Below are 15,614 nucleotides of genomic sequence, written 5' to 3' on the forward strand. Positions count from 1 at the left end.
ACTCTCAATTACGACGCTAAACTGCCAATTTTGTTGAGTGGATCGCTCAGAAACGAAAACAAGCGATGGATCGGTTCCATCGCCGCGCTATCGCACCCGTTAACGCAGCCTGGCTTGATTTAGTGCGCGCCTAAAAAAAAGCCCGCGAAATCAGCGGGTGGATTAGTCTGTATTACTTTATTTCCACGTCTGCCGTCGTTTGTGCTGGGTAAGATTGGTCAACACCGCCACCGTCCGGAATATTAATACTCACGTGGTCGCCTGCCGCGACCGCGTCATAATCGACTTGTTCAACCGAGATCCACATCGCGTTCGGATCGGCGTTTTTCAATATTTCGTTAAGGGGAGCTTCGAAATCGGACGGCTTGTTACGGACCACGAGGATTCTCCCGCTTTCTTTTGAGACAACGAAACCTTCATTGTAATCCCAACGTTCATCGGAATTGCTTGAAGATGAACAGCCTGTTAAAATTACCGTTAACAGAAAATACAGAAACACCAAGCTTTTCCTCATTTTTTTACCTCCAATGGTTCATCGCAACCCCTAATCGTTTAGACGCTAGTCAAATCTGAAAAGTTCCGTTAGCTGCACTATTTGCCCCGTTACTTCAATAGCCAGGAGCAGGTCGCCGTGGCGCCTGCTCCAATTTCACTATCGTATCCGCTTGCGTGTGCCTCGTCAAAAAAGACTTACAGCTTTTTGTATGCAATTTTCCTATAAACCACAAACCCTTGCTTGTTATAGAAATTACTCGCATGTTCATTATTAACATAATAACTTAGTTCAATTAGGGTTATTCCCTTACTTCTGGCAATGTCATATATATGACTCATAAGATGCGTTCCATACCCTCGCCTTTTTTGCCCTTCTATGATACTGATATCATGCACTAATACTGACTTTCTCTCTTTCGTTATGGTATCTTCGGGATACTCGATGATTTCAACGCATGCGTAGCCAAGTGCTTCTTCCATATCCTCCAAAACTAAATAAACCCGATTCTCATTCTTCACCAACTTCTTAAATGATTCTCGAATATTTTCGAAGTTGTATGGCACAAACAACTCTGGGTATAACTTTACATGTAATTCGTGTATGTGTTTATTTAAGCGTGCAAGCATTTCATAATCTGTAGTTTGGGTAATTTTCATAACTATCCCTCCATTTTCTGATGATATTGAAATTGAATTCTTTTGCCCTTTACAGTTCCCGATACCCCCCTCTTATTTCCTTCTTTATGACGTGTTTTTCTGCGTTATCCTGCCCCGTTTGTTGAGCGGATCGTTCAGAAACGAAAACAAGCGATGGATCGGTTCCATCGCCGCGCTATCGTCTTCGTTAACGGAATGTATTAGCTTAATGACAGAAGGAGCAGCTGCCGCGGCGGCAAACTGCTCCTTGGAACTTTCACTAACTTAATCCGTTAGCCTATTAAACATGTTTGTATCTACTCAGCTGTTCGAGCGACTGTGAAGATGTATGCAGCATCCGTGGTGCCGATCAGGCGAGTGACCGTAAAGGACTTTTCGGCACCTATTAGGGGAACCGGCTTATTAATAGGTCGGGTATAGCTGTCCATCGCGAACGAGCCATCTTTTTCCTTCACGAATGGCATGATATCGGCATTCCCTTCGGGAATGTCACGGTCCGTTAAGTTGCGCCCCTCAAACTGGATACCTAACCTACCTTCCTTTGTCTTGATATAACGGAAATTAGTCAATGCAAGTTCACCATCTTTATTGGCGACTGGATAATCATTGTCACGAAACTGTTCGAAAGCTTCGCCTACCACAACCCGTGTATCTGTGACATGAAGAAGATGCTGATTGGTCAAATAGCTATACTGAACATTCGAGTGATCCAAGAATAGACGAATCGGCAAAAACATCGCACCATCTCGCAGGACAGGTGACGTATCCATTCGGACTTCCGTACCATCTGCATGGGCTCTTAATGAACCGATGGTCAACTTGTACACGTGGTCTAACCAGGTGACAGTTGCGGTCTTCGACTTGGCATCATAAGCGACATGTCCTCCCATCAGATCTTCAAGCGTTCGGGCGGGAACAAGCAATCGTTGATTCTCATCAACATACGGTGCCGCCGGCTTCGTATAGAGGATGTAGAACATACCAATCTTCAGGTTGATGGCTGTGTTATTCGGGCTTGCGTTTGCCCTTCCAGATTGAACAGTTAAAATAATAGCAAACAGAAATAGGAACAACAGTGACACATAAGAAGTTTTTTTCATTGGTAATCCCTCTTCTATAAAAATCGCTCAACGTTAATACGAATACGACAGTGGTTTTGTTGCGCCCGTTTAGCTAAATGAAGCCGCCGTGCGATCCCGCTGCGGCAGCCTCATTCAGCTCTTGTCTCTGTTAGTTTAGGAAACGAACCTAAAATACAGGGGACTGCTTACCATCAACATCAGGAGCTGAAATTGGAAATATCATTCCAAGTATGCCCATACCCGCGTAGGTGTTGTATTCGGTCATTAAGTCAGTCTCACGCCTTACAACTGTACGCATCCATTCCACAACCAGTGCGAGCGTTCGTACCGATCTGCCGCTTGATTTTCTCGATTCTACCTGTCCATTTTATTGACTGAGGTACACTTGAGATTCCACTATTTCTATGGGCATACGAAATGTGAAGAAGCAAGCACTCGTGACGTCAGTCGTAAAAAAAATTGCTTCTTCGTCCAGATTTTTTATGAAGAGTGATTCAATAACGGCCTTGCATGCCTATCCTCAATTGGATATCTCTTGAATCAGGCGGACCTATGACTACTGTCTGGTCGATAGGCTTGAGCACATCAGCAAGTTGGGCCGCATTCACGCCATAGATCATCTGGAACACCTCGGGAGGTGTCTTTCTAAGGATATCGGACCCGAATACGATTTGCGCGGCATTATTGTCGAAAACAGCCACAAAATGGGTGTTATCCATCGTCGCGGTTTGCCAATGCCACCAGCCCATCGGGATATAAGCCGTCTGGGCGGGCTTGACGCGGTAACTAAGTATCTGCCGGGAAAAGGGGTTGAGAATGGAGACGGCAACTTCTCCTTGTACTACGTATTGAAGTTCGGATGCGTTTGGGTGCCAATGGGCCTCTACGCTATGGCCTTTACTCAGATAGACGTCGAGTAAGCCAAGGTTTTGCATTACGGGTAACTGCTTAGCGAATTGCTGAAGAATGAAGTTTTGAGCGTTTTGCTGGAATAATAACGATGTTCTTAAATCAAAAGATAGATTCAAAGAAGGAGAATTAAGTGCATCCATGGCGCTGTTGGATGACATTCGTAATATCCCGCCTTTCTGGATTGGAGATTGATTACATAATATATTCACTTGCCCAGATACACGTGCGTCATTCGAGAATGGAAATAAACAAGATACTTTTCATTTACTGTATTTATAATTAGGCGTCAAACGGATGCTTCCAGCAGCGATATTATCCTTGACTTGGATGGACTTGTAAACGGCTGAAAGTTATCGATTGTATATGTCACGTTGCTGCCATTCCGCTTTGTCATGCTCGTCAGCTGATCCCGCTTATCGTATTTGTCGGGAATGTTATAAAGTTCTTGTTATTCGAGTTTGATAAGAACTTTATAACATTAAAACAAAAAGCCGCAACTTATGCGGCTCAATGTTACTATGTTCTTGTCATCCGACATATCCCTAATTACGCAAAGAAGCTACTTTAAATACGAGGCATCAGTGCCAGCATCTTACTGTTTTCTCGGTGAGATCGGTGTCATCTATCCACAACCTCGTATCTAGGCCTTGCGCGTTTTTTTGCAGTACGTTGGCTCCCGCAAAATCCGGACAAGGTATCCAGTTGCTCTCTGATCTGGTAAGTCAGGACGCGGCAAATGTACTAGTTCAACAGTAAAAAACATCAGGTTTGAGTCACGCATACCGCGGGTATAATGGTTGAGGATCTCACGAAGCTCTAAGTTAGTTGGAAAAACATTGCCTTTCCAATGCGGATATGGGACATTCTAGACATGGAGCTTCGAGAGATCACCGATATGCGGCTTGGGTCTAGTCCTCCTTTGGGTGGCCAAGTTTCACGAAGCCGATCGTTCCGCAAACATCAACGAGTTGCGGGAAACCTCCCAGGGGATGATAAGGACCGAAGTTAGATCCACTCACGGCGACAGCCATCTCGGTGGTCTACGCTACTGCATCAATTCTTATCGCTCCGATTCATCCATCGAGATGATATGGAGAGCGAGGGCTACGGCAAATATCTCGATCAGATTGAGGAGGTTTAACATGCATCAGCGCGCTGTACTCGCTGGGGGATGCTTCTGGGGAATGCAGGACTTGATCCGCAAGCTTCCCGGCGTCGTCTCGACTCGCGTCGGCTATACTGGCGGTGACACTCCGAACGCGACCTATCGCAACCATGGCACTCATGCGGAGGGGATTGAAATCGTCTTCGATACAGCGGAGACAAGCTACCGACGCATCCTGGAGTATTTCTTTCAAATCCACGATCCTACGACGCGGAACCGTCAGGGCAACGATATCGGCACAAGCTACCGTTCGGCGATCTACTATGCGAGCGACGAGCAGAGAAAGGTGGCGGAGGAGACGATCGCCGACGTAAACGCGTCGGATCTGTGGCCGGGCAAGGTCGTCACCGAAGTGACGCCTGTCGGCGACTTCTGGGAAGCAGAGCCGGAGCACCAGGACTATCTGGAGCGCTATCCGAGCGGCTATACCTGCCACTTCCCGCGCCCCAACTGGGTCCTTCCCAGGCGGGAGGCCGGTGGCGCCCCGTCAAGTAGACAACAATGAAATAAGAGCACTAAGCAACTTAGTTCGGTTCTCCACCGGACTAAGGTTGTTTAATTTCTTCTGAAACCGCTTGTGGTTGTAAAAGTGAATGTACCGGTGGACCTCATCGATGATCTGATTCTGTCCCTTCTTCATTCTGACTACAGGGTGAACCCCTGCGAATTCATGAGCCTGAGTGAGGAAACGGAATCATTTCGAGGGAGTTTAACAAAGTCTGCTTGGAGCTGCTCCGTCGGGAATGACATTAGGTTCTTGTCATTGGCTCGTGACAAGAACTTGATGTCATAAAATAAAAAAGCTGCGATTTACGCAGCTTTTTATGGGGTAATGTTCTTGTCACCCGACACTCGTCGATACAAGCCGAAAACATGTAGGGTCTGTCAAGAAATTTGTGTAAACTCATTTATAAGGAATTCCCCCGGAGGGGGAATTGGCCCGTTAACGTAAGTGCTGGCCGACTCGATCCGGGAAGAAGACCGAGAGCTGGAGCAGCATTTGCCCCCAGTTTTGAACGCGGCCTGTCCACTTGCGGACAACGTCCATCGTGGAGAGATAGAGCATTTTGAGGAGCGCTTCATCCGAAGGGAAGATGCTCTTGCCCTTCGTCACTTTCCGTAATTGGCGATGGTAACTTTCGATGATGTTCGTCGTGTAGATGAGCTTGCGGATCTCGGGAGGATACTTGAAGAAGGTCGCCAGTTCGCTCCAGTTGTTGCGCCAGGAACGGATGATGAGCGGGTACTTCGTGCCCCAGATTTCTTCAAAACGATCCAGTTCAACGAGTGCTGCTTCCTCCGTTGTCGCCTTGTAGATAGGCTTCAGATCCGCCGTCACTTTCTTCAGGTCCTTGTACGAGACATACCGGGTTGAATTCCGGATTTGATGGATGATGCACTTCTGGATTTCGGTCTGTGGATAGCAAGCGGAAATCGCCTGCGAGAAGCCGGTCAGGTTGTCGACGCACGTAATGAGAATGTCCTGTACGCCGCGGTTTTTCAGCTCATTCAGCACGCTAAGCCAGAACTTCGCCGATTCGTTCTCGCCGATCCACATGCCGAGCACGTCCTTGTTTCCATCCAAGTCGATGCCAATGACCATGTACGCCGCCTTATTGACAATGGCTCCGTCTTGCTTCACTTTAAAGTGGATGGCATCGAGAAAGACGACTGCATACACACCTTGCAGCGGCCGATTCTGCCATTCTTTAATGAACGGCACGATCTTGTTGGTCACATTGGAAATGAGCGTCGGGGACACGTCAATGCCGTACAGGTTAGCGAGATGGTCTTGAATCTCCCGCGTGCTGACGCCTTTCGCGTAGAGCGCTACGATCTGATCCTCGATGCCGGTGACATTCGACTGATGCTTCGGGGCATCCATATTTTACCACAGTGTAATGGTATTTTTAAGCGTTTTAGGAACTACTTTACCTGTTAGAGGTCCATGACCAAAAGACGCAGCCTTTTTAAAACTGTTCAAGCTGCGCCTAGTTTTGTATGGTCTATTTTCAGTGGTCTTGTGCCACTTTTTTATCGCCGATAGTAAAGTTATTCATCGCCTTGGCGTTCATAGGCTTTCAACGCTTCGGCAAACATCGTCTTCACGGCGGAAGCAAGCTCCTCCGGCTCCTGCACGACCGCATCGCGCCCCAACGAGAAGAAATAGCCCGCAAAAAAGGCGAACTCCTGCTCCGGTACCGTCCCTTCCAGTACACCCGATCCGTCCGGCTGCATCACCACCTCGGGCAACGGAAATAGCCATCTTTTCTCCTGAACCTTCTCTACGCCCCGTTTGCTCAGTTTGGCTCTGAAATAAGTCCTCTTCAAGGACTCATGAAAATAAGGACCCCAATTCGTTAAATTAACCTTTCTCAAGTGACCGGTGCCGGACGCTCTTCCTCCCCCGCCCTTGCCGCCGACCTGATCCTATCCGCTCGGAATAATCGGAACGCCTTCCGCTTATAGCAAAAGGCCGGGCAGAACCAGAATCCCTCGTCCTCGTATATCCCGATCGGCTGAATAACCCGGTCTCCTTCCGGATCAACTCCATATGTGATGACAACGGCCTGCTGCCTAATGGCCGCCTCAAGCAGAATATCGAGAAAGCCGGCTGTCTGTTTGCGTTCGGGGGTATGAAACTTCTCGATACGGTGCTTAACATCGAGCACACCGACGCCAATTGGGAAAAACACATAGGCGGATTGCAGCGGAACGAATCCGAGCCCATTTTGCAAATAGACGGATAGAATGAAGTAAAAGGCAGCTCCAGTCTAAGCAGGTCGCGGGTACAAAGAAGGCCGCGAGGATACCTCGCGGCCAGCCTATTAAGTATCTCAGTGATTGTCAGACTGGATACTCACATATACGAAAACCTTTTTATTCGGACTGTAATCTTGGGCCGTATGTCCTTTAACGCTCCACGATGCGGTGTACCCTTCAGGTATTTCGGCAGCGCTATACTCGGTACCATCCGGGAGCTCCTTCGCCGTAATCGGTATTTGGTGACCGTCACCCGCGGTCTCCATACGGAGGTCATAATTTTTGCCTTCCGGAGAAATCATGGAGACATTCACTTTCCCATGCTCGCCTTTCGGGAAGGTCCAAGATCCGCTCAATACTTGGTTTGGCGACGAAAGGTACCCATAATATAACGAAACCCGATACGTGTGCTGGTCATCCGAATATGTCTTGGAATCGGATAGCTGAAAAGAACCGGAAGTCGGAACGGCAGCCGTAGTGACGATCACTCCTTGGTTCAGACTTTGATTGCTATCGGCATCGACGGCGACCACTGTAAAGAGGTAGTATGTTTTTGGAGACAGCCCCTTCACCTCATAGCTGTTCACGTCCCCGTTCAGAGTAGCTAGCAGCGTATTGTCCCGGTACACCAAGTACTTGTCTACACCCGTATCATCCATGGCCGGCTGCCAATTCAGCTGTACGCTGTTATAGGTCGCATCGGTAACTGTCAGCACGTCATCCTTAGGCCACTGCGGCGTTTCAGGAGTGGATCCGCCAATTCCTTGGACTTGTACGGGAGTCGTGGCGTTAATCCCAATCCATCCCCAATTCCAGACGGTTCCGTCGCTTGTGAGTGCCAAGCTGTCTTCAATTCCCGCAGCTATGGCTTCCACCGAACCGAGACCCTTCACTTGAGCGGGATAATAATGGCGTGTCGTTGTTCCATCGCCCAGTTGGCCAGAAGAATTATCTCCCCACGCCCAGACTGTTCCGTCGGTTTTAAGCGCCAAATTATGATCATAGCCCGCAGCAACGGCGCTCACTGAATGGAGACCCTGCACTTCTTCAGGAGTAAAACGATACATTTCCCCGCCTGTAGTAAATCCCCACTGCCATACCGTCCCATCGCTCTTTACGGCCAAATTATGGTAACCATTCGCGGCTATGGCGACCACCGAACTGAGACCTTGTACTTGAACGGGAATATTAGAAGTGTAGGTTGCCCTGCTTCCAATGCCTAGTTGGCCGTACGCATTACTGCCCCATGCCCAGACGGTTCCGTCGCTTTTAAGTGCCAAACTATGATCTTCTCCCGCTGCAATAGCGACTACCGAACGAAGATCTTGCACCTGAACGGGACCCGCAATATCAGAGGGCTCCCATCCATCGCTCGATGAATATCTACCATCGCCGAGTTGGCCCCATCGATTGTCGCCCCACGTCCAAACGGTCCCGTCGCTTTTGAGTGCCAAATTATGAATATCCCCTGAAGCAATGGCGACCATGGAGCTGAGGTTGCATACTTGAACGGGAGTCGTTCGATCAGAACCGTCCGTTGGATCGCATAAGCCAAGTTGGCGTTCGTAATTATCGCCCCACGCCCAGACGGTTCCGTCACTTTGGAGCACCAAATTATTCTGAATACCTACAGATATGGCGACTACAGAACCGAGACCTTGTAGCTTAGCGGGGGTTTGAAATCTTGGCGACCACTGCCAAACGGATCCGTCCGTTGTAAGAGCTTGAGGAGGACCTCCTGCATCAATCATCGTTACCCCCGATTTCGAACTCTCTGCTACCACCGTGGAACTGGACACGGCCGCGAATGCCTGAAAGGGCAAAAGCAGCGTCAGCAACAACATTCCGAAAATGAAAAGCATCAACTGTCGTTTCATCTATCTTCACTCCCATCTTTGAATGTACACCTTAATCTACTATATTGAGAAAATACATGAATCCGATTTTGGCATTCATCACGTATCCCGATTATTAAGAAAGGTCAGCCGAACGGTTTCTTTCCAAACGATACGGGTTTGGTCGAAGTCGGTGATGGTTCCGTTAAACTGGTAAAGCAGCTGTTTGCTCGCAGCGGTTGCTTGGACAGGTAGAAGCAGCATAAGAAGCATCCATCCCGAAGCCAGCAGCATAAATCGTCGTTTCATCACAGCCCCCCAAATGGCGATATATTAATAGTGTAACATAATATGGAATGTGATAATCCTGCTTAATGTACTAATTCCAAACTACCATATATATTACAAAAATTGGATTTACGTATTGGGCTATGTGCCTATGTTTCTGTTCTACCTAGAACCCTCCTTTAAAAAAGGGGCATAATTACTCAAAACAAGATTTATCACTTTATTTCTGTTAGCAAAAGAAATCCTGGAATCCTACTAGGCACGTTTTGGATCAGGTGTTTCCTGAGTATAAGGGCGTTTTCGGGGATCTTCACTCTGCGGTCATTTTGAGGTGAAATGGAGAATAGGGAGGACAACAATGGTCCTCCCTTTATTGAGCAATCGTGTTTCGATAGCTCAATCGATTGATTTTTAGAGCACCTTCACCATGATGTAAAACGAACTGCCAGGCGGATAATCTTTAATCTCCCCCACAACTTTGTAGCCTTTACATTCATAGAACGAACGAGCTTGAAAATCAAAAGTCGCTAATTTCGCTTGTACGGCACCTTTCTGTTTTGCAATTCCTTCTGCTTTTTCAAGTAATGTAGAACCTAGTCCCTCACCGCGATCGTCTTCATGAACCCAAAGATAGTTAACTTCAAGCCAGTTCCAGTATACTTCTGCCGTTAGGCCGCCAACCCAGTTATGATTGTCATCCGAAACCATAATGTTGATTGGTTGGACGGCCCCTTGTTTTCTTTTCTCAAGATGATGAACGGAATGTTTATTATTGAATTCTTTGATCATGTTGTTTAAAAAAATGGAAAGATCAGGTTGTGTTTCTAAGACAATGTCTAATTTGTACGCCATCGTTTATCCCTCCAATTTCATTGTACCAAGTAATTGTAGACTGCATAATTATTCCGGTTAACGGAGTGAGGCCGCCGCTCGATTCGCGGCAGCCCCATTGAACTCTTGTTCTCCGTTCACGTTTAATGTGAGTGAAAAAATTATCTCAAAACGCACCCTGATTCCACAAGAGAAACTTTAATTGGAGCCAAAATGCCCGTTACTTGGGAAAAGGGCAGCCGAGCGGCTGCCCCTTCAAAAGTTAGATCCACCTGCTGTTCGACATGGCCACATCTTATTGCATGGCTTTAAGCTGGCTCGAAATGATGCCAAGGTGTATGGCTTCGTGCATCAGAGCGAAGTTGAACAACTCGCCGGAGGTCAGGAATTGGAACGGACCCATGACGTATGGCGATTGCAGCTTCCTATCCATCATCTCGGTCGTCAGTTCGGAGAGACGGGAAAGCTGCGCCATTAATCGTTCGGTCAGCTCCTCCTTCGAGGGCGGAGTCATCGTCCATTCCGAAGGTTTTGTTCCAGAGCCGAACAACGATTCATAATGAGGCGGAATTGCAGACGGGAGTCCGAAGGATAAAGTGGAGTATTTATCCATCCAATACACCATATGACCGACATTCCAACGAATCGTGTTATTGAAGCCTTTCACTTGAACATCGAATTGATCCTCCGAAATGCCCTGAAGCTGCCCGATCACGATCTGACGCAGAACTTTTCCGCTTGAAATAATCGAATTGGCCATGGTTAAAATGCCTCCTGTTAAATTGTTGTCCGTGTATCGCTTTCACATCCAAAGTGTACTTCTCTCTCTACAAAGCAACAATCACGAGATTCCGATTCAATTGATCGGTTTCAGTAATGATTGAACAAGCGATTGGGATAAACTGGATTCTCGTTTATAATGATGAATGGAGACCGAATATGAAAAGGGGGAACGAGGAGTGGAGTTTAGGCAGCTTGAGTATTTTGCCGCCGTTTGTAAGGAAATGCATTTCTCAAGAGCGGCCGAGAAACTATGCACGACACAGTCGAATCTGAGTCAGCAGATCAAGTTTTTGGAAAAAGAGCTTGGGATGCCTCTGTTCGATCGCATTGGCAAACGGATTGCATTGACGGAAGCGGGTAAAATCTTGCTTGATCAATGTCATATCATCTTCGAACGCATCGACTATATCAAGGGAGCGATTACGGATCTAAAGCGTATGGAAGGCGGCAGGCTGGACATCGGGATTCTTCCCGGAGATGGAGATTTACTGTTCGATAATTTGTTGATCAATTTTCACCGTACATATCCCAAGCTTTCTATACAAGTTACGGAGAGTGTGGATGTGTACGAACAGGTTGTTGACGGCACAAGAGATCTTGGCGTTACTATTGTGCCTGCGAATCCGGATGATCGCATCTCGATTATTCCTTTGTTCCACGAGGAGTTTGCATTGGCCATCCATTCGGATCACCCCTTTGCGAAGTCAAAGGCGATCCCCTTCGAACAATTACAGCAGCTTAAGATGGTCATGTTCGGTCCGGACCATCAGATTACGAAGGTCATTCATACTTGCTGCCAAGAAAAGGGGATCGAATTAGACCATTCAATCGTAACCCCCACGTTATCGACGCTTCTGTCCTTAGTCGAACAAGGGATAGGAGCGGCCATTCTTCCGCGGCTGCTGCTAGATTTCCTCAAACGCGATAACATCTCAGCCGTAAAGCTGGTCAATCCAACGCCAAGCCAAGATATTTGCATCCTATATCGAACGGATAAATATATGGGGCAAGCTGCAAAAATTTTCATCGACGAGCTGCAGTCTTTCGTTCAAAGTGTAATGGATCTTTCCGCTCGGTCGTTGGGGTAAAATAAGGCGCCGGGTTGGCCCACACAAAAATAGCCGGCTGCGTGAACATGGCAGCTCGACTGTCGTCGTTTCTTTATTCAGCTATCGTAATCCGCTAGCGTAATCATAGCAGGGCTTTAGGTTCTGACATTCCATTGTTATTCCGTCAACACGCGCATCAAAGCTTTCGCCGGGGGCAGCCCAAACTCTTCATCCCCGCGAGTCAGCAGAACCAAACTATTGATGATCATTAGATACCAGGACAGCAGTTCCCGGGGATTCCCTGCCGAAAACTCACCCGCTTCCTGCCCTTTCACGAAAATCGGGAGGAGCTGCTCGATTAGAGCATTTCCGGAATGCAGCTTCAAAATCTGCGAAGCCTTCTCCGGAATATTTTCCGACTGACGAGCCTGCTGAATGAACATAAAGGCGTATTTGTTGTTCTCGTCCAGCATGTCTCGGGTCAATGCGCTAATCTGTTCGTAGGGAGTGCCTGGCAGCAGCTGAATGGACTGAATCGCTTTGCCCGCCTCATCCATCAGTTCCTCCACGAGTTCGGTGAACAACTCGTCTTTGGAAGAGAAATAGCGATAGATCAATCCTTCACTAATCCCGGCTTCTTCAGCAATCAAGCTCGTTTTGGTGCCGCTGAAGCCGCGGCGGGCGAATAGCCTAAGCGCCGCTTGCTTGATCTGCTCCCGACGGTCGTCGCGAATTTTTTCCAGCTGCCGCTTGTTTAAAGGTGACAAATCTCTCATACTCCGTTCTTTTAGAGAATATTGTTTTTTTATTATAGCTCAAGCTTCAAGATTGCACCTAATGGCAGATTCTATCGTGTGACTGCTATCGGGCGCACCCGCTTGTTCAACTCATCGAGAAATTGTTCCGGACGGGAGAAGCATGCCAGGTGGCCGGCATTTCTAATGAGCGCAAACTCTTTATGAGGAGCTTCAATCTCTTCGAAAAACGCTTTTACCGCAGCAACCGGGGTGATGATATCGGAGTCCCCTTGAAAAATAAAGAAAGGCAATTCAAACCTTTTCCCGAGCTGGCCGTAATTGAAGGTAACCAACTCCTGGAACAAGTGCTCTAACGAGAATTTCATCCCTTTGAAAACATCGATAATATCCCGGAAACTGTGATCCGGAGAGGCGAGAAGAGCCGGCAGGACAAGGTCCATTACAAAGTTCGGAACATGCTGAGGAATCTTTACCATAAAACGATTTCGTTTATCAAAATCCGGAAGTGCCCAACGGGAAGGATCCGGCCCCATCCGTTCCAGCAAGCGGGCGCCTTTTTCCATTCCCGCGGCACGCATGACCTCCAAGGCAAGGTTTTGTGCAAGGTGTTTAGGGTCTGGCGCATTCTGATCCGTTCCGACATAAGCATGGAACAAGTTGGGGCAGCGTGCCGCCATGAGGATAGCCGGCAGGCTCCCGGCGGAGCTTCCGATGAGAACCACTTTGTCCTGACCGAGCTTTCGGCTCACATGCGCCGCGACCTCGACCCCGTCTTCAGCGATCCGGTCGAAAGTAATCGTTCCGCAGCCATTTTGGCCGTTGCGGCGAAGCGTCTTGCCTGCACCGCGCTGGTCCCAATGCACAATGGTAAAGTATTTTTCCCAAGGGCGCAGAATGGGGTGAAAAATGGAGTACGTCGATCCGGGACCTCCGTGAACGAACAACAGAATGGGATTGTCGCGTGCTTCACCGCGAATGGTCACCCATTGATCAATACCCCCGATTCTCACATAAGAGCCTTCGGCGATGCCGTTCGGCGCTTGTATGCGAAGGATGCGGGCATTCTTTCGTTGGTTTCTTTTTCTCATCAGCAAATCAGGCAGAATATTAGTCTTGGCCATGGTAGACATCCCCTTTTTATGAGTGAGTCATTTACTCATTAAAAGTAACATCTTTTTTAAAACCTGTCAAACGATTTTCCAATTGCAGTAAAACCGCCCATCCTGTAGAGCGTTAAATTTCCGCTTTGCCACAAAACGAGCGCCTCGGTACGATGGGAGTACGCAACGGGTCATAGCCCTTAAATCCCTTTATACAGGAGTACGCTCTAAGGAATTCTGCCCCGGCAGCAGAGTGAAGGGCAGCCGCGCGCGGCTGCCCTTTTTGTTTTAAATAAGTTGTCTAGTTTACGACTTCACCCTGAAGATTCACAAACAACCAGCGGAGACATGGACGTCGGAGTTGGTTTCTTTCCTATGCGGAAAACGGCCGGTAGTCTGCTTCGGCGCCGGCTTCCGCAGTTTCGTTAACGTTCATCATAAACTTCCGGTTGTGATTTCGCCTGCACGTTCGTAATTTACGACAATAACACCGGCTTTCCATTATCTTAGCTGGAGCTCTTTTTACATCACCGTTAAACTCTTGATTTAGCCTAGAAAGTTCTTCTGCATCGGTTAAAGATGCTAGTCTTACTTTTGCATCAAAATTCATCTCTGTTCACCTCGTCCACTATGACAGATAACATATTCTACCACAACATAACTGAAAATTGTTCTAAATAACCGCCCGATAGCGGAGTAAGGCCACCGCGTGTTTCCGCGGCCGCCTCATTGAGCTCTTGTCTTTCGTTATAGGGCAGTCGCAATGCTTTCATCGACGTCGCCTTCTTAATGACATGTTCAGCAAAATGAACAATGGTAGAGAAATTGCAAGAACTAAAATGATTATGATGAATCGATTATCCGTTTCTTTATTAATGGAAGGTATTTCTGAAGGAACTTCTTGAGGGATAGTTATCTTAGAGAGTTCATATCCTGCTCCCAATGCTTTAAGTTCTTTTTGTGCGGATGCAAGATTCTTAGTTCCTTCACAGAGTCCGGTTTCAAGTCGATCCGGATCACCGTAAGCAAAAACGATATATTCTTCATTTACTTCGAATCCCTCATATCCACAACTTGCTGAACTCGATGCTGTGTAAACAGTCGTTTGAGAACTCAATTCTCCTTTCCATACCGTTTTCACTTCGAATTGGGCTTTGACAGGATCTGCGGAGGACCAAGTCTTCCCTTTATCGGGTTTTGTCAAATTCAATACTTTGCCCGTAAAAATAGCGGTCTTTCGATTCAACTGATCCTCTATACTTGGGGATTTTGCACAAGAGCATGCATTGACAGTGAAAGGCTTGACGACAAACCACGTACCAAGCACGAACAAAAAAATCAGTACGACCTTTGTTGTTCTTTTCCACATTTTTATCACTCCATCGGTGGAAATCTCCTCCATATAATTATTAGACGAATTTAGCCTCATATTGTTGCGCAATTCTGGCCCTTAGCAGAGAGAAGCCGCCGTCGATTCCGCGGAGCCTTGTCTCTTGTATCCGATAAGTTAGCGCCCTTTACTTCCCTACGGTACGGTTCACCGCAATGTTCTTCTGTATAACAAGAGCCGTCACTGACGATTCCGATGATTGGATAACCAATTCAAGTCCAACGATCTGGGGATTGGGAAGGAAGAACTCTTGATTCTGCTGAAATAAAACAGTCATGTGAGATAAAGGGAGGATATTCAATGGAAATCGAAAAACGGATCAATGAAATGGGTCTGTATCTGCCGGAGCCTGCAAAAGTGCCAGCCGATGTTGTATTGGATTTTGCATGGGCCCGTGTGTATGGGGACAGGGTGTACGTGTCGGGACATAGCCCACAAGCCGCCGATGGCAGAGTAGATAGGTCCATTCGGGCGCGTCGGCGCTGAGGTGACACCGGAGGAGGCTG

17 protein-coding genes and 1 pseudogene are annotated in these 15,614 nt (G+C 47.6%); 3 read left to right on the forward strand and 15 right to left on the reverse strand.

Annotated elements, in window-relative coordinates; translation table 11 throughout:
- Nucleotides 1–172 precede the first annotated feature (172 nt).
- From PD282_RS26105 to PD282_RS26120, 4 genes are all read right to left on the reverse strand, one after another.
- Nucleotides 173–514 carry a DUF3221 domain-containing protein gene (locus PD282_RS26105; RefSeq protein WP_274654606.1) on the reverse strand — a complete coding sequence of 114 codons (342 nt, stop codon included), beginning with the start codon at nucleotides 512–514 and terminating at the stop codon, nucleotides 173–175.
- Between the two features lie 176 nt (nucleotides 515–690).
- Entirely contained in the window at nucleotides 691–1,152 is a 462-nt protein-coding gene (locus tag PD282_RS26110) for a GNAT family N-acetyltransferase (protein ID WP_274654608.1), read from the reverse strand.
- Nucleotides 1,153–1,448: 296 nt separating this feature from the next.
- Entirely contained in the window at nucleotides 1,449–2,252 is an 804-nt protein-coding gene (locus tag PD282_RS26115; protein ID WP_274654610.1) for a stalk domain-containing protein, read from the reverse strand.
- A 476-nt stretch (nucleotides 2,253–2,728) separates the two neighbouring features.
- Nucleotides 2,729–3,304 (reverse strand): cupin domain-containing protein, encoded by a 576-nt coding sequence (locus PD282_RS26120; RefSeq protein ID WP_274654612.1) that lies wholly within the window; start codon nucleotides 3,302–3,304, stop codon nucleotides 2,729–2,731.
- 984 nt (nucleotides 3,305–4,288) lie between these two features.
- On the opposite strand from PD282_RS26120, the gene msrA reads away from it, so the two are divergent.
- Nucleotides 4,289–4,816, forward strand: a complete 528-nt coding sequence (msrA, locus tag PD282_RS26130; RefSeq protein ID WP_274654614.1) for a peptide-methionine (S)-S-oxide reductase MsrA — start codon at nucleotides 4,289–4,291, stop codon at nucleotides 4,814–4,816.
- On the opposite strand, the gene PD282_RS27520 is transcribed toward msrA, so the two are convergent.
- The 8 genes and pseudogenes from PD282_RS27520 to PD282_RS26160 form a co-directional block, all read right to left on the reverse strand.
- A complete protein-coding gene (locus PD282_RS27520) occupies nucleotides 4,799–4,951 on the reverse strand; it encodes an IS3 family transposase (protein WP_420832331.1) in 153 nt (50 codons plus the stop codon). The genes msrA and PD282_RS27520 overlap by 18 nt on opposite strands.
- A 303-nt stretch (nucleotides 4,952–5,254) precedes the next feature.
- Nucleotides 5,255–6,184: pseudogene (locus PD282_RS26135) on the reverse strand (IS256 family transposase); the annotation flags it as partial.
- A gap of 179 nt (nucleotides 6,185–6,363) precedes the next feature.
- Entirely contained in the window at nucleotides 6,364–6,690 is a 327-nt protein-coding gene (locus PD282_RS26140; protein ID WP_338045239.1) for a WCX domain-containing protein, read from the reverse strand.
- Nucleotides 6,687–7,007 (reverse strand): helix-turn-helix transcriptional regulator, encoded by a 321-nt coding sequence (locus tag PD282_RS27525; protein WP_420832332.1) that lies wholly within the window; start codon nucleotides 7,005–7,007, stop codon nucleotides 6,687–6,689. Before PD282_RS27525 ends, PD282_RS26140 begins: the two co-directional genes overlap by 4 nt.
- A 141-nt stretch (nucleotides 7,008–7,148) precedes the next feature.
- Nucleotides 7,149–8,951, reverse strand: a complete 1,803-nt coding sequence (locus PD282_RS26145) for an RCC1 domain-containing protein (protein WP_274654621.1) — start codon at nucleotides 8,949–8,951, stop codon at nucleotides 7,149–7,151.
- 78 nt (nucleotides 8,952–9,029) lie between these two features.
- Nucleotides 9,030–9,218 (reverse strand): hypothetical protein, encoded by a 189-nt coding sequence (locus PD282_RS26150; RefSeq protein WP_274654623.1) that lies wholly within the window; start codon nucleotides 9,216–9,218, stop codon nucleotides 9,030–9,032.
- Between the two features lie 390 nt (nucleotides 9,219–9,608).
- On the reverse strand, nucleotides 9,609–10,049 hold the full coding sequence (locus PD282_RS26155; protein WP_274654625.1) for a GNAT family N-acetyltransferase: 441 nt from the start codon (nucleotides 10,047–10,049) through the stop codon (nucleotides 9,609–9,611).
- A gap of 274 nt (nucleotides 10,050–10,323) precedes the next feature.
- Nucleotides 10,324–10,788, reverse strand: coding sequence for a DinB family protein (locus tag PD282_RS26160; protein ID WP_274654627.1), 465 nt, complete (start codon nucleotides 10,786–10,788; stop codon nucleotides 10,324–10,326).
- 199 nt (nucleotides 10,789–10,987) lie between these two features.
- On the opposite strand from PD282_RS26160, the gene PD282_RS26165 reads away from it, so the two are divergent.
- Nucleotides 10,988–11,899 (forward strand): LysR family transcriptional regulator, encoded by a 912-nt coding sequence (locus tag PD282_RS26165; RefSeq protein ID WP_274654629.1) that lies wholly within the window; start codon nucleotides 10,988–10,990, stop codon nucleotides 11,897–11,899.
- 137 nt (nucleotides 11,900–12,036) lie between these two features.
- Here PD282_RS26165 and PD282_RS26170 read toward each other — a convergent pair whose 3' ends face one another.
- From PD282_RS26170 to PD282_RS26180, 3 genes are all read right to left on the reverse strand, one after another.
- A complete protein-coding gene (locus PD282_RS26170; RefSeq protein WP_274654631.1) occupies nucleotides 12,037–12,627 on the reverse strand; it encodes a TetR/AcrR family transcriptional regulator in 591 nt (196 codons plus the stop codon).
- Nucleotides 12,628–12,707: 80 nt separating this feature from the next.
- Nucleotides 12,708–13,739, reverse strand: coding sequence for an alpha/beta fold hydrolase (locus PD282_RS26175; RefSeq protein ID WP_274654632.1), 1,032 nt, complete (start codon nucleotides 13,737–13,739; stop codon nucleotides 12,708–12,710).
- A gap of 748 nt (nucleotides 13,740–14,487) precedes the next feature.
- Nucleotides 14,488–15,087 (reverse strand): hypothetical protein, encoded by a 600-nt coding sequence (locus PD282_RS26180; protein ID WP_274654634.1) that lies wholly within the window; start codon nucleotides 15,085–15,087, stop codon nucleotides 14,488–14,490.
- A gap of 321 nt (nucleotides 15,088–15,408) precedes the next feature.
- Here PD282_RS26180 and PD282_RS26185 point away from each other — a divergent pair, with 321 nt between their 5' ends.
- Complete coding sequence (locus PD282_RS26185; protein WP_274654636.1) at nucleotides 15,409–15,594, forward strand: RidA family protein; 186 nt, start codon at nucleotides 15,409–15,411, stop codon at nucleotides 15,592–15,594.
- Nucleotides 15,595–15,614: the final 20 nt, after the last annotated feature.

Origin of the sequence: Paenibacillus humicola, assembly GCF_028826105.1 — a bacterium.
Classification (GTDB): domain Bacteria; phylum Bacillota; class Bacilli; order Paenibacillales; family Paenibacillaceae; genus Paenibacillus_Z; species Paenibacillus_Z humicola.